This window comes from Simplicispira hankyongi (assembly GCF_003570885.1).
Classification (GTDB): domain Bacteria; phylum Pseudomonadota; class Gammaproteobacteria; order Burkholderiales; family Burkholderiaceae_C; genus Simplicispira; species Simplicispira hankyongi.
The window spans coordinates 99,009-122,297 of sequence record NZ_QXJC01000007.1; the positions used below are offsets into that span (position 1 = coordinate 99,009).

Annotated in this window: 16 protein-coding genes; 8 read left to right on the top strand and 8 right to left on the bottom strand. The window is 64.8% G+C overall.

Features of this window, described 5'->3' with window-relative positions; genetic code table 11:
• Positions 1-8: 8 nt before the first annotated feature.
• Both D3F03_RS14110 and amaB read right to left on the bottom strand, forming a co-directional pair.
• A complete protein-coding gene (locus D3F03_RS14110) occupies positions 9-1,205 on the bottom strand; it encodes an NAD(P)/FAD-dependent oxidoreductase (RefSeq protein ID WP_119110067.1) in 1,197 nt (398 codons plus the stop codon).
• Between the two features lie 141 nt (positions 1,206-1,346).
• Positions 1,347-2,879 (bottom strand): L-piperidine-6-carboxylate dehydrogenase, encoded by a 1,533-nt coding sequence (gene amaB, locus D3F03_RS14115; RefSeq protein WP_119110158.1) that lies wholly within the window; start codon positions 2,877-2,879, stop codon positions 1,347-1,349.
• Positions 2,880-3,042: 163 nt separating this feature from the next.
• On the opposite strand from amaB, the gene D3F03_RS14120 reads away from it, so the two are divergent.
• A complete protein-coding gene (locus tag D3F03_RS14120; protein WP_119110159.1) occupies positions 3,043-3,930 on the top strand; it encodes a LysR substrate-binding domain-containing protein in 888 nt (295 codons plus the stop codon).
• Here D3F03_RS14120 and D3F03_RS14125 read toward each other — a convergent pair whose 3' ends face one another.
• The 5 genes from D3F03_RS14125 to purU all read right to left on the bottom strand — a co-directional run bounded on the left by D3F03_RS14125 (position 3,931) and on the right by purU (position 8,571).
• Positions 3,931-4,653, bottom strand: a complete 723-nt coding sequence (locus D3F03_RS14125) for an LrgB family protein (protein WP_119110068.1) — start codon at positions 4,651-4,653, stop codon at positions 3,931-3,933.
• Positions 4,654-4,655: 2 nt separating this feature from the next.
• On the bottom strand, positions 4,656-5,015 hold the full coding sequence (locus tag D3F03_RS14130; protein WP_119110069.1) for a CidA/LrgA family protein: 360 nt from the start codon (positions 5,013-5,015) through the stop codon (positions 4,656-4,658).
• 12 nt (positions 5,016-5,027) lie between these two features.
• A complete protein-coding gene (locus tag D3F03_RS14135) occupies positions 5,028-6,563 on the bottom strand; it encodes an FAD-linked oxidase C-terminal domain-containing protein (protein WP_119110070.1) in 1,536 nt (511 codons plus the stop codon).
• Positions 6,564-6,807: 244 nt separating this feature from the next.
• A complete protein-coding gene (locus D3F03_RS14140) occupies positions 6,808-7,704 on the bottom strand; it encodes a LysR substrate-binding domain-containing protein (RefSeq protein WP_119110071.1) in 897 nt (298 codons plus the stop codon).
• A gap of 18 nt (positions 7,705-7,722) precedes the next feature.
• A complete protein-coding gene (gene purU / locus D3F03_RS14145; RefSeq protein ID WP_119110072.1) occupies positions 7,723-8,571 on the bottom strand; it encodes a formyltetrahydrofolate deformylase in 849 nt (282 codons plus the stop codon).
• Positions 8,572-8,620: 49 nt separating this feature from the next.
• On the opposite strand from purU, the gene D3F03_RS14150 reads away from it, so the two are divergent.
• A complete protein-coding gene (locus D3F03_RS14150) occupies positions 8,621-11,293 on the top strand; it encodes a sensor domain-containing protein (RefSeq protein ID WP_245960632.1) in 2,673 nt (890 codons plus the stop codon).
• Here the strand turns inward: D3F03_RS14150 and D3F03_RS14155 are convergent, their stop codons facing one another.
• Entirely contained in the window at positions 11,294-12,130 is an 837-nt protein-coding gene (locus D3F03_RS14155) for a ChaN family lipoprotein (RefSeq protein WP_119110073.1), read from the bottom strand.
• Between the two features lie 74 nt (positions 12,131-12,204).
• Between D3F03_RS14155 and D3F03_RS14160 the strand changes: the two genes are divergently transcribed.
• The 6 genes from D3F03_RS14160 to narH all read left to right on the top strand — a co-directional run bounded on the left by D3F03_RS14160 (position 12,205) and on the right by narH (position 23,284).
• The gene (locus D3F03_RS14160; RefSeq protein ID WP_119110074.1) at positions 12,205-14,139 is read left to right on the top strand and encodes a type IV pili methyl-accepting chemotaxis transducer N-terminal domain-containing protein; all 1,935 of its coding nucleotides are present in this window, start codon (positions 12,205-12,207) and stop codon (positions 14,137-14,139) included.
• Positions 14,136-14,828, top strand: coding sequence for a response regulator (locus D3F03_RS14165; protein WP_119110075.1), 693 nt, complete (start codon positions 14,136-14,138; stop codon positions 14,826-14,828). Before D3F03_RS14160 ends, D3F03_RS14165 begins: the two co-directional genes overlap by 4 nt.
• Positions 14,829-14,972: 144 nt before the next feature.
• The gene (locus D3F03_RS14170) at positions 14,973-16,262 is read left to right on the top strand and encodes an MFS transporter (RefSeq protein WP_119110076.1); all 1,290 of its coding nucleotides are present in this window, start codon (positions 14,973-14,975) and stop codon (positions 16,260-16,262) included.
• A 24-nt stretch (positions 16,263-16,286) separates the two neighbouring features.
• A complete protein-coding gene (locus tag D3F03_RS14175; protein ID WP_119110077.1) occupies positions 16,287-17,915 on the top strand; it encodes an MFS transporter in 1,629 nt (542 codons plus the stop codon).
• A 34-nt stretch (positions 17,916-17,949) separates the two neighbouring features.
• Positions 17,950-21,744: a nitrate reductase subunit alpha gene (locus D3F03_RS14180; RefSeq protein ID WP_119110078.1), complete on the top strand. Its 3,795-nt coding sequence runs from the start codon at positions 17,950-17,952 to the stop codon at positions 21,742-21,744.
• Positions 21,745-21,760: 16 nt separating this feature from the next.
• Positions 21,761-23,284 (top strand): nitrate reductase subunit beta, encoded by a 1,524-nt coding sequence (narH, locus tag D3F03_RS14185; protein WP_119110079.1) that lies wholly within the window; start codon positions 21,761-21,763, stop codon positions 23,282-23,284.
• Positions 23,285-23,289 lie beyond the last annotated feature (5 nt).

Sequence of the window (23,289 nt, forward strand, 5' to 3'; positions counted from 1 at the left end):
GGGCGGTCTCAGATGATGTTGCTTTCGATGAGCGGGCGGCCGTCGAGGATGCGCTGGAAGGCCAGCGGCTCCAGGTCCAGCGTCTGCCAGCGGCCTGTGTGAATGCGCTCGGCCAGGCCGCGCCCGATGGCCGGGCACTGCTGCAGGCCGTGGCCGGAGAAACCATTGGCGAAGTACAGGTTGTCGCAGGCCGGGTGCAGGCCCAGGATGGCGTTGTGGTCGAACGCATTCATCTCGTAGTAGCCCGCCCAGGCGCTGCGCTGGCGCAGCGCCTCAAAGGCCGGAATGCGCTCCGCCAGCGTGGGCCACACGTGGTTTTCGAAGGCGGCGTGGTCCGGTTCGAGCGGGGCATCGTCGGGGTCTTCGCCTTCGGATGGGCAAAAACCTGCGATGAAGCCCGCGCCTTCGGGCCGCAGCCAGATGCCCGAGGGGTCGATGAGCAGCGGGCAGCCGGGCAGCGCCTCGGGGCAGGTGAAGTGGAACACCGTGCGCCGCTTGGCAAACACCGGCAGGTCGATGCCCAGCCACTGCGCCACCGGGCGCGCCCAGGCGCCTGCGGCGTTGACCACGGCGCTGCACTCCAGCCGCTGGCCATCCGCCAGGCGCAGCGCGCTGATGTGCCGCACGCCGCCGCTGGCCTGCGTGTCCACGCCCACCGCATCGGCCTGCACATAGCGCACGCCCTGGGCCACGGCCTTGCGGCGCAGGGCCTGCAGCAGGCTGTAGCCGTCGAACCAGCCCTCGGCGGACAGGCCCAGCGAGCCCAGCGAAATTCCGTCGGTGGAGAGCCAGGGGAAGCGCTCACGCAGTGCGTCGGGCGTGAGCAAGGCCACGTCGGCGCCCATGCCGCGCTGCACCGCATGGTTGTCGCGCAGCACGGATTCGCCCGCCGGGCTGGCCAGGTACAGGTAGCCCGCTTCGACCAAGCCGATGTCGGGGCGTTCGCCGCCCACCTGCAGCCGTGCGCCAATGTCGCGCAGGAATTCAATGCCGAACTGCGAGATGGCAATGTTGATGGGGCTGGAGAACTGCTGCCGGATCGAGCTGGCCGACAACGCCGACGAAGCCTGCGCATAGCCCGGGTCGCGCTCGACCACGGTGACTTTGCAGTCCGGGCGCTGCCGTGTCAGGAAATAGGCGATGGCGCTGCCGATGGCGCCACCGCCGATGATGGCGATGGGTGTATGCGAGGAGGAAGAAGCCATGGTGTGCCCACCTTCGGTGACAGGGGCGCCGCGCCAGACCAGGGCACCCGTGGAGCGGGCTTTCTTTGCCCGGCCACTGGGTGCGTCCCCCTCCCGCAGGAGAGGGGGGAAGGCGCGCAGCGACGCAGGGGGTGTTCGCCTCTACACGTCGAAGCGCACGCCTTGCGCGAGGGGCAGCGCGTCGCTGTAGTTGATGGTGTTGGTCGCGCGGCGCATGTAGCCCTTCCAGGCGTCCGAGCCCGACTCGCGGCCGCCACCGGTTTCCTTCTCGCCGCCGAAGGCGCCGCCGATCTCGGCGCCCGAGGTGCCGATGTTCACGTTGGCAATGCCGCAGTCGCTGCCGGTGCTGGAGAGGAAGCGCTCGGCCTCGCGCAGGTCGGTGGTGAAGATGGCCGACGACAGGCCTTGGGGCACGCCGTTCTGCAGCGCGATGGCCTCGTCGAGGCTGGCGCAGGTCAGCACATAGAGGATGGGTGCGAAGGTCTCGTGCTGCACCACCGCGCTCTGCGTGGGCATGCGCACCAGGGTCGGGCGCACGTACCAGGCGTCTTCGCCCAGCGCCTCACATTCGCGCGTTCCGCCCAGCACCGTGCCGCCTTGTTCTCGCGCCTGCGCCAGGGCGTTCTGCATCTGCTCAAAGGCAGCGCGATCCACCAGCGGGCCGACGAGCACACCGTCCGCCAAAGGGTCGCCCACACGCACGCTGGCGTAGATGGTTTCCAGCCGGGCGAGCAGCGGCGCGGCCACGTCGCGGTGCACGATGAGGCGGCGCAGCGTGGTGCAGCGCTGGCCCGCCGTGCCCACGGCGGCGAAGGTGATGGCGCGCGCGGCCAGTTCCAGGTCGGCGCTGGGCATCACCACCATGGCGTTGTTGCCGCCCAGCTCCAGGATGCTGCGGCCAAAGCGCTGCGCCACGTCCACCGCCACGGCGCGGCCCATGCGCGTGCTGCCGGTGGCACTGACCACGGGCACGCGCAGCGAGCGCGCCAGCAGCTCGCCCATCTCGCGCCCCCCCAGCAGCAGCGTGGCCAGGCCGTCGGGGGCGGCCACGCCTTGCTCGGCGGCAAACTCGTCCAGGGTCTGTTGCAGCAGGTGGTGGCAGGCGATGGCGCACAGCGGGGTTTTTTCCGACGGCTTCCAGGCCACGGCGTTGCCGCACACCAGGGCCAGCGCGGCGTTCCAGGCCCACACGGCCACGGGGAAGTTGAAGGCCGAGATCACGCCCACCACGCCCATCGGGTGCCAGGTTTCCATCATGCGGTGGCCCGGGCGCTCGCTGGCGATGGTCAGGCCATGCAGCTGGCGCGACAGGCCCACGGCGAAGTCGCAGATGTCGATCATCTCCTGCACTTCGCCCAGCCCTTCGGAGCGCACCTTGCCCGCCTCCAGCGACACCAAGAGGCCCAGCGCCTCCTTGTGCTGGCGCAGCTTCTGGCCCAGGCGGCGCACCAGTTCGCCGCGCACGGGCGCGGGCGTGGCGCGCCACTGCAGGAAGGCGGCGTGTGCGCCCTCGATGAGCGCCTGGGCCTGCGCGCTGGTGTGGCTGGCGAGCTGGGCGTACACGGCGCCGTCGCGTGGGGCGCGCACGCTCAGGCCCTGGCCGCGCCAAGGGGCAAGGTCCAGGCCCAGTTGCTGCAAAACGGTGTCGAAGAGGGGGGTGGAAGAGGCAGTCATGAAAACGCTGTGGAGCAGGTCGATGGACACCCCGGCAGATGCCCAGCCTGCGCCGGTGCCGTGGGTGGTGTGCCTGCCATGGTAAGTGCGTTCAATGCACCCGATAGCTGATATATCCTCCATGGTTGTTGAGTTTTACGAACAATTCTGGAGCGGGTTTGCCATGCGCAAAGACATCCCCAGCCTGGGCGTGCTTCAGGCCTTCGAGGCCTCTGCACGGCTGCAGAGCTTCTCGCGTGCCGCCGAGGAGCTGGCCCTGACGCCCAGCGCCGTCAGCCGCCATGTCGCTGCGCTCGAAGATCGGCTGGGCGTGGCCTTGTTCGTGCGGGCCCGCCAGCGCCTGGCCTTGACGGACACAGGCCGCAGCTATGCGGCGCGCATCCGCCTGCATCTGGAGCAAATCGAGCGCGATACGCAGGAGATCCGGGTGGGGCGGGATGAAGGCTATGTGCTGCACCTGGCCGTGGTGTCCACCTTCTGCACGCAGTGGCTCATTCCGCGCCTGCCGCAGTTTGCGGCGCTGCACCCGCGCATCACGCTCAACCTCTCGGTGCGGTCCGAGGTGTTCGCTTTTGACGAGAGCGGTTTTGATGCCGCTATTTACTACGGTGACCGGCTCTGGCCTGACACGCAGGGCGGCATGGTGCTGCCCGAGGGGCCGTGCGTTCCTGTGTGCAGCCCGGCCTATGCGGCCGCACATGCTCTGCACGGCGAGCAGGCCTGGCTGCACTGCCCGCACCTCACGCTGGCCAGCCGCGCCAATGCCTGGCGCGGCTGGTACGCCGAGCGTGGCTGGCACTACACCTTGCACGCCTCGCGCGGGCCGCGCTACGAATTGTTCTCCATGGTGATGGCCGCTGCCGCCGCAGGCCTGGGGGTAGGGCTGGTGCCGCAGTTGCTGGCGCAGGAGTCGCTGGACAGCGGGCGCCTGGTGCCGGCGCACCCACAGGTGCTTGCGGGCGAACAGGGCTACTGGTTCGTGCAACCGCAGCACCGGCCTGGGGCTGAGGCACTGCGGGCGTTTCGCGACTGGCTGTGGGCGCAGGTTTGATCAGAACCAACCGGCGACCAGCGGAATCAGCAGCGACGCCACCACCACCTGCAGCCCCAGCGCCAGCGCGGCCCAGGCGCCAGCGTCAGCGTTCACCTGCAAGGCGCGTGCTGCGCCGATGCCGTGGGCCGCAGTGCCCATGGCAAAACCGCGCGCCATCCAGCCGACGGGGTCGGCGCCGATGCGCAGCAGCGCAAACAGCGCCTTGCCGCTGAGCGCGCCCACCAGGCCGGTGACAACGGCAAACACCGCCGCCAGCGAAGGCACGCCGCCGATCTTGTCGGCAATGCCCATGGCGACGGGGGCGGTGACCGATTTGGGCGCCAGCGACAGCACGGCTTCACGCGGCAGGTCCAAGGCCCAGGCGATGGCGACCGCGCTGCCCGCCGCCGCTGCGCCGCCCACCACCGCCGCGAGCGTGAAGCGCGCCCAGTGCGCGCGCAGTTGTACGCGCCGCTGCCACAGCGGCCAGGCCAGCGCGACCACGGCCGGGCCGAGCAGAAAGTGGATGAACTGCGCGCCGGCGAAGTAGGTAGGGTAGGCGGTGCCCGTCGCCAGCAGGCCGGTGCCCAGCACCACGATGGAGCACAGCACCGGGTTGGCCCACGGCGCCTGGCCCAGGCGCTGGTACAAGCCGAGCGCCAGCACGTACACCACCAGCGTGGCGTTCAGGCCGAACAGCGGCGTGGCCGAGAGGTACACCCAGAGCTGGACGAAGTCCACGCCTACTCCCCGCCCGCCAGCGCGGCGCGCCGCATCAAGCGGCGCAGCACCAGCGCCGAGATCGCCATGCCGATCCAGGTTGAGAGCACCAGCACCACCGCCAGCCGCAGCCCATAGCGGGCCAGCACGTCGAGCTGGGTGATGACGCCCACGCCCACCGGCACGAACAGCAGCGAGAGGTGCGCCAGCAGAAAATCGGCCACCGAGCGCACGCGCGTCTGCACGGCGGGCCAGCGCAGCGCGATGAGCAGCAGCACCATGCCAATCACCGGGCCGGGGTAGGGTAGGTGCAGCAGCCGTGAGAGCGCCTCGCCCAGCGACTGCAGCGTCAGCAGAATGGCCAGGCCTTGCAGCATCTGCATCGCAGTGGCCGGTCAGTAACGGGGCAGGTCGGGGTGCGCCAGCTTGCCGCCGCGAATCAGCATCTTGCCGTACTCGGCGCAGCGGTTGAGCGTCGGGATGAGCTTGCCGGGGTTGAGCAAACCTTCGGGGTCGAAGGCGTGTTTCAGCGCCATCATCTGCGCGTTTTCTTCCCGCGAAAACTGCACGCACATGCTCGACAGCTTCTCTACGCCCACGCCGTGTTCGCCGGTAATCGTTCCGCCCATGGCCACGCTGGTCTCCAGGATCTCGGCGCCAAACAGTTCGCAGCGGTGCAGCTGGTCCGGGTCGTTGGCGTCAAACATGATCAGCGGGTGCAGGTTGCCGTCGCCCGCGTGGAACACGTTGGCGCAGCGCAGGTCGTACTTCTTTTCCATCTGCTGGATGGCCAGCAGGATGTCGGCCAGGCGCTTTCTCGGGATGGTCGAGTCCATGCACATGTAGTCGGGGCTGATGCGGCCGCTGGCGGGGAAGGCGTTCTTGCGCCCGCTCCAGAAGCGCAGGCGCTCGGCTTCCGTCTGGCTGACCGAAATGGCGGTGGCGCCGGCGCCCTCCAGCACGGTGCGCATGCGGGCGATTTCTTCTTCCACCTCCTCGGGTGTGCCATCGCTCTCGCACAGCAGAATGGCCTCGGCCGTCAGGTCGTAGCCGGCGTGGACGAAGGCTTCCACGGCGGCCGTCATGGGCTTGTCCATCATCTCCAGGCCGGCGGGGATGATGCCGGCGGCAATCACGGCGGCCACGGCGTCGCCCGCTTTGCGGATGTCGTCAAAGCTGGCCATGATGCAGCGCGCCAGCAGCGGTTTGGGGATCAGCTTGACGGTGACTTCCACCGCCACGGCCAGCATGCCCTCGCTGCCAATCACCGTGGCCAGCAGGTCGTAGCCGGGCGAATCGAGCGCGCCGCCGCCGAACTGCACGGGCTCGCCTTCCATGGTGAAGCCGCGCACCGCCAGGATGTTGTGTACCGTCAGCCCGTATTTCAGGCAGTGCACGCCGCCCGAATTCTCGGCCACGTTGCCGCCGATGGTGCAGGCAATCTGGCTGCTTGGGTCGGGTGCGTAGTACAGGCCAAAGGGCGCCGCCGCTTCGCTGATGGCCAGGTTGCGGACGCCGCACTGCACGCGGGCGGTGCGGGCGCGTGGGTTCAGGTCCAGGATGCGGTTGAAGCGCGCCAGCGACAGCGTGACGCCCAGCGCGTGCGGCATGGCGCCGCCCGAGAGCCCGGTGCCGGCACCGCGCGCCACCACGGGCACGCTCAATCGGTGGCAGGTGCGCAACACCGCCTGCACTTCGTCTTCGGTCTCCGGCAGGCAGACCACCAGCGGGCGCTGGCGGTAGGCGGTGAGGCCGTCGCACTCGTAGGGCGTGGTGTCTTCCTGGTTCCACAGCAGGCTGTGCGCGGGCAGCACGCTGGCCAACGCGGCCACCACTTCGCGCTGGCGCGCGGCGCGGTCGGGTTCGGTCGTGGGCTTGGGCGCAGCGAAAACAGGGGCGGGTGTGGGCGACTGGGCGGCGGCGGTGTTCATGGCAGCACTGTAGCCAAGCGCGCGCGCTCCGGTGTGAGCTTTCTTTCAACGGCGCGTGAATTGCGCTGCGCAGAGCGCATTCATACTATGGAATAAATAGCTGCCAGCGCTTACTGGATAAGCGCTAGAGGCCAATTTGACTTGAATTTTTGCCCGCAAAGACGCTTCCTTGGGTTGCCGTGGGCCCGTCAAACCGGCGCGGCCCAGGCCAGCGGCGAAGCCGCTCAGGGGGATGTACCTGCCACTACGGCATGCTCTTGTGCAGCCAGTCGGCAAAGGCTGCGCATTCCCAGCGGTCCATCGCGCCGGTGCGCCAGCACAGGTAGTGCGCGTGCGGGCTGGGGGCGTCTAGGTCGAACAGGCGCACCAGGGTGCCGTTTTCCACCCAGGGCGCGCCGAGTTTCAGGCGCACCAGGGCGACGCCCATGCCGGCGGCGGCGGCGTCGCACATCAGGCCAACGTCGTTGAATTGCGAGCCGCCCGACGGTTCCTGCCAGGGCAGGCCGGCGGCGGAAAACCAGCTGCGCCAGGGCTCCAGGGGGCTGCGCAGCAGGGTTTCGGGGTCGAGTTCGTCCGGGCGCTCGAACGGCCCGTGTTCGCGCAGCCAGGCCGGCGAAGCCAGGGGCGTGACCACGTCGCGCGCGATTTCGCTGTGCTCCATGTCGGCGTAGTGGCCGCTGCCATAGCGCACCACCAGGTCGGCGTCCTCGGCCACGACGTCCATCAGCGGGATCGAGATTTGCAGCGCCAGATCGATCTCGGGGTAGGCCTCGCGGAAGTGGCGCAGCCGGGGAATCAGCATCACCCTGGCAAAGGTGGGGGTGACGGCGAGCTTGAGGCGGCGCTTGCCGGGCGCGCTGGCCAGGCCCGGAAAACGCTGCAGCGCGCCCAGGCCTTCGCGCACGTTGGCCAGGTAGGCAATGCCGTCGGTGGTGAGGGAAAAATCGGCACGGCCGAACAAGCGCGTGCCGATGATCTGCTCCAACTGCTTGACGCGGTGGCTCACGGCGCTGGGCGTCACGCAGAGTTCCTCGGCTGTCAGCGTCACGCTGCGCAGGCGCGCCAGGGCTTCAAAAGTGAGCAGGCACTGGATGGGCGGAATGCGCCTGAGGGGTGCAGCAATGTCGGCGGGTGAAGTCATGGCAGGCCGGGAAGTGGGCTAGCGAAACACCACCGTCTTGTGGCCGTTTTGCAGCACGCGGTGCTCGCTGTGCCACTTCACAGCGCGCGCGAGCACCTGGCTTTCGGTGTCGCGCCCACGGGCCGTCAGGTCTTCGACGGTATCGGTGTGATCGGCACGTGTAACATCTTGTTCGATAATCGGACCTTCGTCGAGGTCAGCCGTGACATAGTGCGCGGTGGCGCCAATCAGTTTGACGCCGCGCTCGTGCGCCTGGTAGTACGGCTTGGCGCCTTTGAAGCTCGGCAAAAAACTGTGGTGGATGTTGATGGCGCGCCCAGCGAGCCGCTTGCACAGTTCGTTGGACAGCACCTGCATGTAGCGCGCCAGCACCACCAGTTCGGCGCCCTCCTGCTCGATGATCTCCAGTTGGCGCGCTTCGGCATGGGCCTTGGTGGCCGCAGTGACAGGAATATGGTGAAACGGAATGTTGTAGCCGGCGGCCAGTTGGTAGAAGTCGCGGTGGTTGCTGATGATGGCGCGGATGTCGATGGGCAGCAGGCCCGATTTCCAGCGGAACAACAGGTCGTTGAGGCAATGGCCTTCACGGCTGACCAGCAGTACAGTGGGCATGGGCAGGTGCGTGGCGTGCAGCCCCCAATGCATCTGGAAGGGCTGGGCAAACTGTTCGAGCTGGGCGCTCAGAGCGGCGTGCTCATGCTCGGTGCAGGCAAACTGTACCCGCATGAAGAACAGGCCGGTGGCCGGGTCGTTGAATTGGGCGGCTTCTTCGATGTTGCCGCCGCGCTCGAGCAAGAAGCCCGAGACGGCATGCACCAGACCGAGGCGGTCCGGGCAGGACAGTGTGAGAACGTAGGCGTTGGACATAGAGGCTAATTGTCGCAGCAGGGCCGCATGCAGCGGTACAAGGTGGGGCATGAAGATACCGTGGTTGGTAGGTCGTGAGCGGGCTTGGACGCCCGGGAAGGCGGCCGCCCTGTATTTCCTTCTTGGTCTGGCCTGGGTGTGGCTGGGCGATCGTTTGCTGGCGGTGCTGGTCCACGATGCTGCGGCCATGGCACGGATGCAACTGTGGAAGGGCTGGCTGTATGTGTCGCTCACAGCCGGGCTGGCCGGTTGGCTGGTCTGGCGCTTGCGCCGTGCCGAGCAGGCGCGTGGCGCCAGCGAGCACGAGCTGACGACGATCGTGCAGCATGCTTCGGCAGGCATTGCACGCGTGGCGCTTGATGGACGCATCCTCTGGGCCAATGCGCGCTTGCTTGAGATGCTGGGTATCGACGAGAAGGCACTGGGCGCGATCGATTTCGGCACCGTGTTGCCGCCGCAGGAGCCGGCCTGGGCTGCGCACCAGATGGGGCGCCTGATGGTGGGCGAAATCGATCATTTTGTGGGGGAACGCCAGTGCCTGCGCAGCAATGGGCGCGATCCGCTGCCCACGCTGTGCACCGTGACTTCCGTGCCTGAGGGGGAGGGTGGCTGCGCCCATCTGGTTTGCGTGTTGCAAGACCTGAGCGAGATCGTGCGTGCACGCACAGCGCTCGAGCGCAGTGAGGCGCGCCTGCAATTGGCGCTCGACAGCAGTGCCAGCGGGGTGTGGGATTGGGACTTGGCCGAGCAGCGCCTGAGCTGCTCGCCTGGCATCGAGCGCATGTTGGGCTACACCGGCGACGATCTGGCGCGCGACCTGCGCTTGACCGAGTGCATTGCGCCTGCCGATCGGCGCCGGGTGTTCTCTGCCATCCGCCACGCCCTCGATACCGGCGAACCGCTCATTGAGAGCTTCAGCGTGCGCTGTTTCGATGGGCAATTGCGCTGGTTCGAAGCGCGCGGCCAGCGCTACGCGGCCGCGCACGGAGCGCCCGACCGGTTCACGGGCTTGCTGACCGACCTGAGCGGCGCCTACCATGCCGACGAGCGCCAGCGCCTGGCTGCAGCGGTGGTGGACAACGCGGCGCAGGGGGTGATCGTGACCGACGCGCAGGGGTCCATCCGCTCGGCCAATGCCGCCGCGCAGCGCATCCTGGGGTACCGCGAGGCTGAAATGCTGGGGCTCAACCCGCGCATATTCCAGTCGGGTCGGCACAACCGCGCGTTTTACGAGGCACTTTGGGAGCAGTTGCTGCGCACGGGCCAATGGCAGGGCGAGTTGTGGAACAAGCGCAAGAATGGCGAAGTTTTCCCTGAGCAGGTGGCCATGAGCGCCGTGCGCGATGCCAGCGGCAGCCTCACGCATTTCATCTGCATGTTCACCGACCAATCGGAGCGCAAAGCCAGCGAGCAGCGCATCGAGTACCTGGCGGGGCACGATGCGCTTACCGGCCTGGCCAACCGCGACACGTTTTCTCAGCGGCTGGAGGCGGTGCGCGCGCAGGCGCTGGCGAGTGGCGAGCAGTTTGCTGTGTTGCAGTTGAATCTGGACCGGTTCAAGGAGGTGAACGACAGCTATGGTTACACGGTGGGAGACGCGGTGTTGCGCCACGTTGCCAGTCAGGTGCAGCGTGCCTTGCGGCCCGGCGACGTGATAGGGCGCCTGGCCGGAGACGAACTTGCCGTGGTGGCGCGGCACCTGCGCCATGCCGACGGCGCCGCGGCCGTGGCGCGCCACCTGATCGAAGCGGCGGGGACGCCCTGGCATTTGCCTGAAGGTATCGAGGTGGTGGTCGGTGCCAGCGTGGGCATCTGCATGTTCCCGGCGCATGTGGAATCCACCGAAGCACTGCTGCAGGGCGCGCATGCGGCCGTCTACGGCGCCAAGGCGCTCGGGCGGGGCGCCTGGTGTTTCTATGAAGAAGGCATGACGCAGGGCGCGCGCGAGCGCCTGGCGGTGGAAGCAGGCCTGCGCCGCGCGCTGGCGAACGGCGAACTGCGCTTGTACTACCAACCTCAGGTCAGTGTGGCGAGCGGGCGCATCGTTGGCGCGGAAGCCTTGCTCCGCTGGCAGGACCCGCAGGAAGGGTTGGTCTCGCCAGCCCGCTTCATTCCCGTTGCCGAGTCGTCCGGCCTGATCGCCCCCATCGGGCAGTGGGTCTTGCTGGAGGCCTGCCTCCAGGCCCAGCGCTGGCGCTCTGCGGGCCTGGGGTCCATGACCATGGCCGTCAATGTTTCGCCGCGGCAGTTTGCGCTCAGCGATCTGGTGGCCGTGGTGGGCGATGCGCTGGCGCAAAGCGGCTTTCCGGCGACTTCTCTGGAGCTGGAAATTACCGAAAGCGCTCTGGCCGAGCGGCCCGAGCAGGCACTGGCCTTGCTGACGAAGCTCGGTGACCTGGGGCTGCGTTTGTCGGTGGACGATTTCGGCACCGGCTACTCATCTCTGGCGCACATCAAGCGCTTTCCCATCGATGTGCTCAAGATCGATCAGAGCTTTATCCGCGAAATCCCTGAAAGCGGCGAAGACATGGCGATCAGCTCGGCCATCATTGCCATGGGCCACAGCCTGGGCCTGGCAGTGTTGGCCGAAGGGGTCGAGACGCCAGCGCAGCTCGATTTTCTGCGCCAGCGCGGTTGCGACAGCTACCAGGGCTATTTGCGCAGCCGCCCCGTACCGCCCGACGCCTTCGAGGTGCTGCTGCGCGATCAGCTCGCGGGTTGATTAGCGTTCCGGCAACTTGCGCAGCGGCGCGCACGCGTCCTGCGGCGGCAGTTCTGCGGTGACAGAGGTCAAATCTGCTTCATTTTCAATAGCTGCTTGCGCTTGTCCTGATTGCGCCAGTGCCACTTTTACCTTTAAATTTTTCGGTAAATACACCGGTACGCCGCGGCTGCGCAGCACGTGGCCGCCGCCGGCAATCAGCAGCACTGTCTGGCCCGGCCCGCGCGGCGCTGCAGCCAGCGCGCGCGCCATGCTTTGGTCGCGCGCCATCTGGATGCGAACCATGCCAGGCAGTTGCGCCTCGGGCAGCAAATCGCAATGGCCTTCGCGCACGGCGCTGAACTGGTCCGCGAGCGCGGCGGCCGGCAGCAACTGGTCGAGCGCGGTGTTGTTCATGGCCTCGCGCATAGCCGTGCGCGGCAGGTTGCCGCCAAAAACCGGCACGCCGGCACGCACCGCCGCCATGACCGCCCCCGCATAGTGCTGCCAGGGCCACCATTGCTCATCCCAGCCCAGCGCTGCGCGCACAGTGGCTTCGTCGGCGCTGGGTGGCAGCGCCTGGGTGCTGTGGCCAGCCTCGGCCATTTCCATCACCACTGCAGACAGGCGGCCTTGCGCGGCGAGCCATTGCACCGCCGTGCGTTCCATGGCCTGGTGGGCGGGGGCGTCGTGTTGCTCGCCCAGCAGCATGACGTCGGCCGGCAGCAGCGCTGCCAAGCTCTGGGGCCAGCCATCGGGCAGGCGGGCCGGTGCCGCACAGCCGAGGAGCAGCGCCAGCGCAACCGTGCTCACGGGGCGCAGCCAGTGGGCAGGCGTGGGGGGAAAGGCAGTCTTCATGCACTGCATGCTACTAGGGGAGCGTTCTGCGCACTGTGCCCGGGGTCACAAGTCGCTCCCTTACACTGCCCGCCATGCGGACACGCACCACGCTTACCACCAAGCTCTTGACCATGGGCATGGTCTTCTTGCTGGTCACGCTCAGCTCCATCAGCGTGACGCTCTGGGTCACCTGGAAGCTTGAAGGCGGCGCTGCCGCCGTGAACGAGGCCGGCCGCTTGCGCATGCGCACCATGCGCATGGCGCTGGCGGTGGAAAACGGCGCGCGCGAGAAGCTCTTGGCGAATGCGGAAATGATTGAAGGCAGCCTGGAGTTGCTGCGCACCGGCGACCCCGACCATCCGCTGTTTGTCCCCTGGAGCGACGAAACCCGCGCGCGTTTTGAAGAGGTGCGCAGCCAGTGGGCCAGGGTGCGCGAGGAGTGGCTGGCGCCAAAGGCGCCTGCCGTGCCGGTGCTGGTGGCGCACGCCGACGCGATGGCCGAGGTGATGGACGGCTTCGTGGACGCCATCGAGGTGCAAATTGCGCGCTGGACCGCGGCGCTGCACGTGCTGCAACTCTTCATGATGGGTTTGACGCTTTTCGTTGCGTTCGGCGTGGTGGTCATGACCGGCCTGGTGGTTATCAACCCGGTGGCGCGCTTGCAGGAGGCGTTTTTGCAGATACGCCAGGGCGTGCTGGGTACGCGCCTGCCGGTCGACACGGATGACGAATTCGGCCAGCTCAATGAGGGCTTCAACCGCATGGCGCAGGCGCTGCAGACCTCGCACGACGACCTCGCGCTCAAGGTGCGTGAGAAAACCGCCAGCATTGAGGACAAGAACCAGCGCTTGTCAGCGCTCTACGAAGTCAGCGCGTTGGCCGCCCAGGCTGCCAATCTGAAGGTGCTGACGCAAGGCTTTGTGCAGCAGGCGCGGCGCGTCTCGGGTGCCGACGCCGCCGTGGTGCGCTGGTCGAACGAGGGCAACGAGCACTACGTCATCCTGGCCTCCGACGGCCTTCCGCGTGCCATGGCCGAGCAGGAGCAGTGCCTGCGCGCTGGCAATTGCTTTTGCGGCCAAAGCCAAGGTCTGCCGGACGCGCGCGTCATTCCTATCAGCATTGCGACGCCCATGGTTCTGCCGCACTGCCATGAGGCGGGCTACCAAACTCTGGTGGTCCTGCCCGTGATGGTGCACCAGCGCGTGCTGGGCGAACTCAACCTGTTCTTTCGTGCCAGCCTGGAGTTGTCGCCCGACATGCGCGAACTGCTTGAAGCGATGGTGCGCCACCTGGCCAGCAGCATGGAGGGGCTGCGCGCGGCGGCGCTGGAGCGCGAGGGCGCGGTGGCCGAAGAGCGCGGCATGCTGGCGCGTGAGCTGCACGACTCGATTGCGCAGTCGCTCGCGTTCCTCAAGATTCAGACGCAGTTGCTGCGCGACGCGGTCAAGAAGGGCAACGAGGCCGCGCGCGACCGCAGCATGGCCGAGCTCGATGTCGGCGTGCGCGAATGCTACGCCGACGTCCGCGAGTTGCTGGTGCACTTTCGCACCCGCGCCAGCGCGGAGGACATCGAAGAGGCGCTGCGCACCACGCTCTCCAAGTTCGGCCACCAGACCGGCATCAACGCACAGCTCAGCATGGAAGGGCACGGGCTGCCCCTGGACGCGGACGTGCAGATTCAGGTGCTGCACATGGTGCAGGAGGCGCTCTCCAACGTGCGCAAGCATGCCCGCGCCACGCGTGTGAACGTGCGCGTGCAGCGCCATCCCGAGTGGCGCTTTGAGGTGCAAGACAACGGCATAGGCTTTGATGCAGGGCGCACCATGGCAGCCGACTCTTTGCATGTCGGACTGCGTATCCTGCGCGAGCGCGCCGAAGGCATCAGCGCGCGGGTCGAGGTGCAGTCCACTCCTGGCGCGGGCACCACGGTGTGCATTGAGCTGCCGCACAACGCATCCGCAATGTCAGGCGCAGCGCCGCTGGCCGAATTGCCTGCGCCGCAACTGCCTTCATGGAGTTCGATATGAGCCCAGCCAGCGCCATTACCGTTTTTGTGGTCGACGATCACAACTTGTTCCGTCGGGGGCTGGTGGCCCTGCTGTCCCAGGACGAAGGCCTGCATGTGGTGGGTGAAGCAGGCGACGCCGTCGAGGCACTGCGCCTGGTGCCGGTTCTGCAGCCCCAGGTCATCTTGCTGGACAACCATCTACCTGGCGTGCTTGGGGTAGATGCGGTGCGCGGCTTGCGCGCTGCGTCGCCGGCAAGCCATGTGCTGATGCTCACTGTCAGCGAAGATGCGCAAGACCTGGCAGCCGCCCTGCGCAATGGTGCCCAGGGCTATTTGCTGAAAACCATCGACGGCGATTTACTGGCCGAGGCCATTCGCCGCGCGGCCGCTGGTGAACCTGTGGTGAGTCCGGAGCTCATGGGCAAGCTGGTGGCCGCCTTCCAGTCGCAAGGTGGTCCGCCGCCCATCGCGCCGATGGACATCGCTGCGCCAGCGCCTTCCATTAGCGCTGCTGCTGCTGCGCCGCTGTCGCCACGCGAAGAAGAAGTTCTGCGCGAGATTGCGCTGGGCGCGAGCAATAAGGAGATTGCGCGCACCTTGGACATCGCCGAGACCACGGTAAAGATTCACGTGCAGCACATCTTGCGCAAGCTCGGCCTGAGTTCCCGCGTACAGGCGGCGGTGTATGCCGCCAATCCCAGAAATTGAATTTTCCCAAATAGTTCTTTCGAACTACTCCTCTGGGAAAATCCTCATCCTTATTTCCCTAGCCACCCCTCCGGCTGAAGGATAGGCAGACGCGCTGCTGCGCGCGACCATTGCGCCACTCATTAAAAAGAGAGGAAAACGCAAATGGCTACCGCCCCGCTTCCCGCAGGCAACGGTCCCGAAAAGGGACGCGAAGCCTGGTCCGTGCTCATTGTGAGCACCCTGGCCTTTACGGTCTGCTTCATGGTGTGGATGATGTTTGCCGTCATCGGCATCCCGCTCAAGAAGACGCTCGGCCTCAACGCCACCGAATTCGGCCTGCTGACGGCCATGCCCGTGCTCTCGGGCTCCCTGATCCGCGTACCTTTGGGCATCTGGACCGACAAATTTGGCGGCCGCGTCGTGATGGCTGCATTGCTGGCCATTACGGTGCCCGCCATCTGGCTCATGGCCTACGCCACGGCGTACTGGCACTTTCTGACTATCGGCCTGGTGCTGGGCCTGGCTGGCGGCTCGTTCTCGGTGGGCACGCCCTATGTGGCGCGCTGGTTTCCCAAGAATCGCCAGGGCATGGCCATGGGCATTTTTGGTGCTGGCAACTCGGGCGCGGCGGTAAACAAATTCGTCGCACCGGCGCTGGTGGTGGCCTTTGGCTGGACCATGGTGCCCAAGGTGTATGCGGTTGTCATGCTGGTCACGCTCATCATCTTCTGGTTTGGCAGCTCCAGCGACCCGCGCCACCTGGTGTCCTCCAAGGTAAGTTTCATGGACCAGCTCAAGGCCTTGAAAGACCCGCGCGTGCTCAAGTACTGCCAGTACTACAGCATCGTGTTTGGTGGCTACGTCGCGCTGTCGCTGTGGATGGTGCAGTACTACGTGGGCGAGTACGGCCTCGATATCCGTATTGCGGCTTTGCTCGCAGCCTGTTTTTCGCTTCCCGGCGGCGTGCTGCGTGCCGTTGGCGGCTGGCTGTCCGACAAGTACGGCGCGCACAGCGTCACCTGGTGGGTGATGTGGGTGAGCTGGATCTGCCTGTTCCTCCTGAGCTATCCGCAGACCGCCTTCACCATCCAGACCATCAACGGCCTGCAGACCTGGCACCTCGGCCTGAATGTGTACGCCTTCACCGGCCTGATGTTCGCGCTGGGCATTGCCTTTGCGTTCGGCAAGGCGAGCGTTTTCAAGTACGTCAGCAACGACTATCCGGAAAACATCGGCACTATCAGCGGCGTCGTTGGTCTGGCCGGGGGGCTTGGCGGCTTTGTGTTGCCCATCCTGTTTGGCGCGCTGGTGGACATCACCGGCATCCGCTCCAGCGCTTTCATGCTGATGTACGGCGTAGTCTGGGTGTCGCTGATCTGGATGTACTGGACCGAAGTGCGCAAGGCCAGCCCCATGGGCGACCAGAGCGAATCCCTTTCCCTTCAAAACTGAGCCATTGCGGCCAGAACACTCATCATGAACAACAAAACTACCAGTGGCGCCGATATTGTCGATTGGCGCCCCGAGGACGAGCAGTTTTGGGAATCCACCGGCAAGAAAATTGCCTATCGCAACCTATGGATCTCCATCCCGGCCCTGCTCTGCGGCTTCGCCGTCTGGGGCATGTGGGGCATCATCACGGTGCAGATGATGAATCTGGGCTACCCATTCAGCCAGGCCGAACTTTTCACCCTGACCGCCATTGCCGGCTTGGCGGGCGCGACCATGCGCATCCCGGCTTCGTTCCTGATCCGGCTCTCGGGTGGGCGCAACACCATTTTCCTCACCACTGCCATGCTGCTGGCGCCTGCCATTGGTACCGGCATCGTGCTGCAGCATCCAGAGTGGCCGCTCTGGTCGTTTCAGCTGATGGCCTTGTGGTGCGGCGTGGGAGGCGGTAACTTTGCTTCGTCAATGTCCAACATCTCCACCTTCTTTCCCAAGCGCCTGCAAGGCACCGGCTTGGGGCTGAATGCGGGCCTGGGAAACTTTGGCGTGACCACGATGCAGATTGTGATCCCGCTGGTGATGACTGTGCCCTTGCTGGGCTCGTTCGGCGGCGAGTCGATGACGCTGCAAAAGGAAAGCGGCTGGATCTTCGGCGCCATCCCGCCGGGGACGGCTACCTGGATTCAGAACGCAGGTTTTGCGTGGGTGTTGTCGCTGGTGCCGCTGTCCATCCTGTGCTGGTTCGGCATGAACAACCTCAAGACAGTTTCGCCCGATACCGGCGGCCCGATCACCGCGTTCCTGAAGATCATCTGGCTCTACACCCTGTCTTTCATTCCGGCGGGTGTCGGCCTGTATCTCTACTTGCCGGCCCCCAGTGGCCTGGGTATGCTGAACATGTGGCTGGCGATGCCGCTCATCATTGTGAGCACGCTCATGGTGATGAAGCTGACCGCTTTTGGCGCGATGAAGGAAAACGTCTCCAAGCAGTTTGCGATCTTTAGCAACAAACACACTTGGTCGCTTACCATCCTGTACATCGTCACTTTCGGCTCCTTCATTGGTTTTTCGATGGCACTGCCTTTGTCGATGAAAGTTATCTTTGGTGTCAGCCATGTGCCCGACGCCAACGGCATCTTGCAACACACACTGGTTAATCCCAAGGGGCCGCCTGTGCTGGCCTACGCCTGGATCGGTCCTTTCGTGGGGGCCGCGATTCGTCCCGTTGGCGGCTGGATTTCTGACAAGCTCGGGGGTTCCATCGTTACGCAATGGGTGTGCGCGACCATGGCGGTCGCTGGCGTGGCGGTGGGTTATGTGATGCAACTCGCCTACCAGTCGGCCCATCCGGAAGAGTATTTCTTCATCTTCCTGGCTCTGTTCATCGTGCTTTTTGCCGCCAGCGGCATTGGCAACGGTTCCACCTTCCGCACCATCGGCGTCATTTTTGACCGCCAACAGGCCGGTCCCGTCCTGGGCTGGACCTCGGCGGTTGCCGCCTACGGCGCCTTCATCGCGCCGGTGGTGATTGGCCAGCAGATTAAGCATGGCACGCCGCAGATGGCGATGTACGGGTTTGCCGTGTTTTACGCCTTGTGCCTGTTGCTGAACTGGTGGTTCTATCTGCGCAAGTCCGCTGAAATCAAGAACCCCTGAACCTGCCCCTTTCCTTGCTTCTTGGAGAAAACCTATGAGCCATTTTCTTGACCGCCTGACCTACTTCTCGCAACCGCGCGAAGAATTTTCCAACGGCCACGGCCAAACGAATGGCGAAGACCGGACCTGGGAAAAAGCGTACCGCGATCGCTGGGCGCACGACAAGATCGTGCGTTCCACGCACGGCGTGAACTGCACGGGCTCCTGCTCGTGGAAGGTCTATGTCAAGGGGGGCATCGTCACCTGGGAAACCCAGCAGACCGACTACCCGCGCACGCGCCCGGATCTGCCCAACCACGAACCCCGTGGTTGTGCTCGGGGTGCCAGCTACAGTTGGTACCTGTATTCGGCCAACCGCGTGAAATATCCCATGGTGCGTGGGCGCTTGCTCAAGCACTGGCGTGCTGCACTGGCGGTGGCCAAGGGCCCGGTGGAAGCCTGGACGGCTGTCGTCGAAAACGAGTCGGCGCGGCGCGAGTGGCAGAAGCAACGCGGACTTGGCGGCTTTGTGCGCAGCACCTGGGACGAAGTCAACCAGATGATTGCAGCGGCCAACGTCTACACCATCAAGAAACACGGACCTGACCGCATCATCGGCTTCTCGCCGATCCCGGCGATGAGCATGATCAGCTACGCTTCCGGCAGCCGGTACCTGAGCCTGATCGGTGGCGTGTGCATGAGCTTCTACGACTGGTACTGCGACCTGCCACCGAGCAGCCCCCAGGTGTGGGGCGAGCAGACCGACGTGCCCGAGAGCGCCGATTGGTACAACTCCAACTTCATCATCGCCTGGGGCTCCAACGTGCCCCAGACGCGCACGCCCGACGCTCACTTCTTCACCGAAGTGCGCTACAAGGGAGCCAAGGTGGTGGCCGTCACCCCCGACTACTCCGAGGTTGCCAAGCTGGCCGACCTGTGGATGCACCCAAAGCAAGGCACCGACGCTGCGGTGTCCATGGCCATGGGCCATGTGATCCTCAAGGAGTTCTATTTCAACAAGCGCTCGGCGTATTTCGACGACTACGCACGCCGCTACACCGACCTGCCCCTGCTGGTGGTGATGGAAGAAAAAACCTTGGACGATGGCCGCAAGGTCATGGTGCCAGGCCGCTATGTGCGCGCCAGCGACTTTCCGGACCAGTTGGGCCAGGCGAACAACCCCGACTGGAAGACCGTCGCCTACGGGCATGATGGCAAGGTGGCCTTGCCCAACGGTTCCATCGGTTTCCGCTGGGGCGACAACGATCGGCCAGACCTGGGCAAATGGAACCTTGAAGACAAAGACGCACGCACCGCCAACGACGTCAAACTCAAGCTCTCGGTGATCGAAGATGGTGAACAGGCGCACGAAATCACCGATGTGGCCTTCCCCTATTTCGGCGGTGTGAAAAACCCCAACTTCCCGGCAAACACCCAGGCGGATGGCGACATCATGGTGCGCCGCGTGCCCGTGACACGACTGGCGCTGAATGGTGATGGCATCTCCGGCGATGTCATGGTGGCCACGGTGTTCGATCTGCAGGTGGCCCAATACGGCGTGCATCGTGGGCTCCAGGGCGAAGCACCGGACGGGGGCTACGACGCCGATGCGCCCTACACGCCAGCGTGGCAAGAGCAGATCACGGGTGTGCCGCGCGATCAGATCATTGCCATTGCGCGCCAGTTTGCCGACAACGCCGACAAGACGCATGGCAAGAGCATGGTCATCATCGGCGCGGGGATGAACCACTGGTACCACTGCGACATGAACTACCGCGGCATCATCAACATGCTGATGATGTGTGGCTGCATTGGCCAGAGTGGCGGTGGCTGGGCGCACTATGTGGGCCAGGAAAAACTGCGTCCGCAAACCGGCTGGACGGCGCTCGCATTTGCACTCGACTGGATTCGTCCACCGCGTCAGCAGAACGCCACCAGTTATTTCTATGCACACACCGACCAGTGGCGCTATGAAAAGCTGGCCATGGAGGAGGTGCTCTCTCCGCTGGCCGACAAGTCGCGCTACAGCGGTTCCATGATCGACTACAACGTGCGTGCTGAGCGTATGGGCTGGTTGCCTTCGGCGCCCCAGTTCGAAACCAACTCCCTGCAGGTGCTCAAGGATGCGCAGGCCGTTGGCATGGACGCGAAGGACTACGTCGTCAAGTCGCTTAAAGACGGCACGCTCAAGATGAGTTGCGAAGACCCGGACAACCCGGTCAATTGGCCGCGCAACATGTTTGTCTGGCGCTCGAACATTCTGGGTTCGTCGGGCAAGGGCCATGAGTATTTCCTCAAGCACCTGCTGGGCACTACCCACGGTGTGCAGGGCAAGGATCTGGGTGTAGGCGACGCCAAACCCCAGGAAGTGCGCTGGCATACGCAGGCGCCCGAGGGAAAACTGGATCTGCTGGTCACGCTCGACTTCCGCATGAGCACGACCTGCCTGTATTCCGACATCGTGCTGCCCACGGCCACCTGGTACGAGAAGAACGACCTCAACACCAGCGACATGCACCCCTTCATCCACCCGTTGTCCACGGCCGTGGACCCGGCTTGGGAAGCACGCAGCGACTGGGAAATCTACAAAGGGTTTGCCAAGGCAGTGAGCGACGTCAGTGTTGGCCACCTGGGCGTGGAAAAGGACGTGGTCCTCACGCCCATCATGCACGACACTGCCGGTGAAATGGCACAGCCGTATGACGTGCGCGATTGGAAAAAGGGCGAGGTCGACCTGATTCCGGGCAAGACGGCGCCGCAGGTCACGGTGGTCGAGCGCGACTACCCGAACCTCTTCAAGCGCTTTACAGCCCTCGGCCCGCTGATGAACAAAATCGGCAATGGCGGCAAGGGTATCGGCTGGGACACGAAGACCGAAGTCGAGCAACTGGGTGACCTCAACGGCCGTGTGCGCGAAGAGGGTGTGTCCCAAGGCATGCCGTGCATCGTGACCGATATCGACGCCACCGAAACCGTGATGATGCTGGCTCCAGAGACCAACGGCCATGTGGCCTGCAAGGCCTGGGAGGCGCTTGGCAAGCAGACCGGACGCGACCACGTGCATCTGGCATTGCACCGCGAGGACGAGAAAATCCGTTTCCGCGACATCCAGGCCCAACCGCGCAAGATCATCAGCTCGCCCACCTGGTCGGGTCTGGAGAGCGAGAAGGTCAGCTACAACGCTGGCTACACCAATGTGCACGAGCTGATTCCATGGCGCACCCTGACCGGACGTCAGCAGTTCTACCTGGACCACCCGTGGATGCGTGATTTTGGTGAGGGGTTTACCAGCTACCGCTCGCCAGTGAACCTCAAGGCGCTTCAGGCGGTCGAGGGGGTCAAGCCCAATGGCAACCCTGAGATTGCCTTGAACTTCATCACGCCACACCAGAAGTGGGGCATTCACTCGACCTATACCGACAACCTGATCATGCTCACCCTCAGCCGTGGTGGGCCCATCATCTGGATCTCGGAAGTGGATGCGGCGCGTGCCGGCCTTGTCGACAACGACTGGGTGGAGCTGTTCAACGCGAACGGCGCCATTGCCGCGCGCGCTGTGGTCAGCCAGCGGGTCAAAGAGGGCATGGTGATGATGTACCACGCACAGGAAAAAATCGTGAACACTCCGGGTTCGGAAATTACCGGAACCCGTGGCGGTATTCACAACTCGGTCACGCGCGTCGTGCTCAAGCCGACGCACATGATCGGTGGCTACGCCCAGTTGAGCTATGGCTTCAATTACTACGGAACCGTCGGTACCAACCGCGACGAGTTTGTGCTGGTTCGCAAGATGAATCGGGTGGGCTGGCTGGACGAACCCGCCGAAGCCACCGCCACCGCGCACGCATAAGAATCAGGAGAACACGATGAAAATTCGCGCACAAATCGGCATGGTGCTGAATCTGGACAAGTGCATTGGTTGCCACACCTGCTCTGTCACCTGCAAAAACGTCTGGACCAGCCGGCCCGGCATGGAATACGCCTGGTTCAACAACGTCGAGACCAAGCCAGGCATTGGCTACCCCAAGGAATGGGAGAACCAGGACAAGTGGAATGGCGGCTGGAGCCGCACGGCCGATGGCTCGATCATTCCGCGCCAGGGGGGCAAGTGGAAGCTGCTGATGCGCATCTTCGCCAACCCCAACCTGCCGCAGATTGACGACTACTACGAGCCCTTCACCTTCGATTACGCACACTTGCAGTCAGCGCCCGAAATGAAGGCGCCGCCAACGGCCCGTCCGCGCAGCCTGATCACCGGCAAGCGCATGGAAAAGATCGAATGGGGGCCCAACTGGGAAGAAATTCTGGGCGGTGAATTCTCCAAGCGCAGCAAGGACAAGAACTTCGACAATATCCAGAAGGATATTTACGGCCAGTTCGAAAACACCTTCATGATGTACCTGCCGCGTCTGTGCGAGCACTGCCTGAACCCGGCCTGCGTGGCATCGTGCCCCTCGGGATCGATCTACAAGCGCGAGGAAGACGGCATCGTGCTGATCGACCAGGACAAGTGCCGCGGCTGGCGCATGTGCATCTCGGGCTGCCCGTACAAGAAGATCTATTACAACTGGCAGAGCGGCAAGGCCGAGAAATGCACCTTCTGCTACCCGCGGATCGAGGCCGGCCAACCTACGGTGTGCTCGGAAACCTGTGTGGGCCGCATCCGCTACCTGGGCGTTCTGCTGTATGACGCAGACCGCATCCAGGAAGCCGCCAGCGTAGAGCGCGACCGCGACTTGTACCAGGCGCAGCTCGATATTTTCCTGGACCCTAACGACCCCGAGATCATCAAGCAAGCGCGCATCGACGGCATTCCCGACATGTGGATGGAGGCTGCGCGCAAGAGCCCGGTGTACAAGATGGCCGTTGAATGGAAGGTGGCCCTGCCGCTGCACCCCGAGTACCGCACGCTGCCCATGGTGTGGTACGTGCCGCCGCTCTCGCCTATCACGGCTGCAGCCAACGCCGGGCACGTGGGTGCCAACGGAGAGATTCCGGATGTCTCGCAACTGCGCATCCCCGTGCAGTACCTGGCTAACCTGCTGACCGCTGGCGACACAGCGCCTGTGGTGCGCGCACTGGAGCGCATGCTGGCCATGCGCGCCTACCAGCGTGAGAAGCATGTCGACCAGCGCCAAAACCTGGCAGTTCTCAAGCAGGTGGGCCTTACGCTGCACGAGGCCGAGGACATGTACCAAACCATGGCGATTGCCAACTACGAAGACCGATTCGTCATCCCATCGACGCACCGTGAATACGCCGAAAACACCTTTGACGTGCGCGGCGGTTGCGGGTTCTCGTTTGGCAATGGCTGCTCTGATGGCTCCACCGATGTCAGCATCTTTGGCGGGAAGAAGCCGCGCACCATCCCGATCAAGGCGATGGTTTAAGGAAC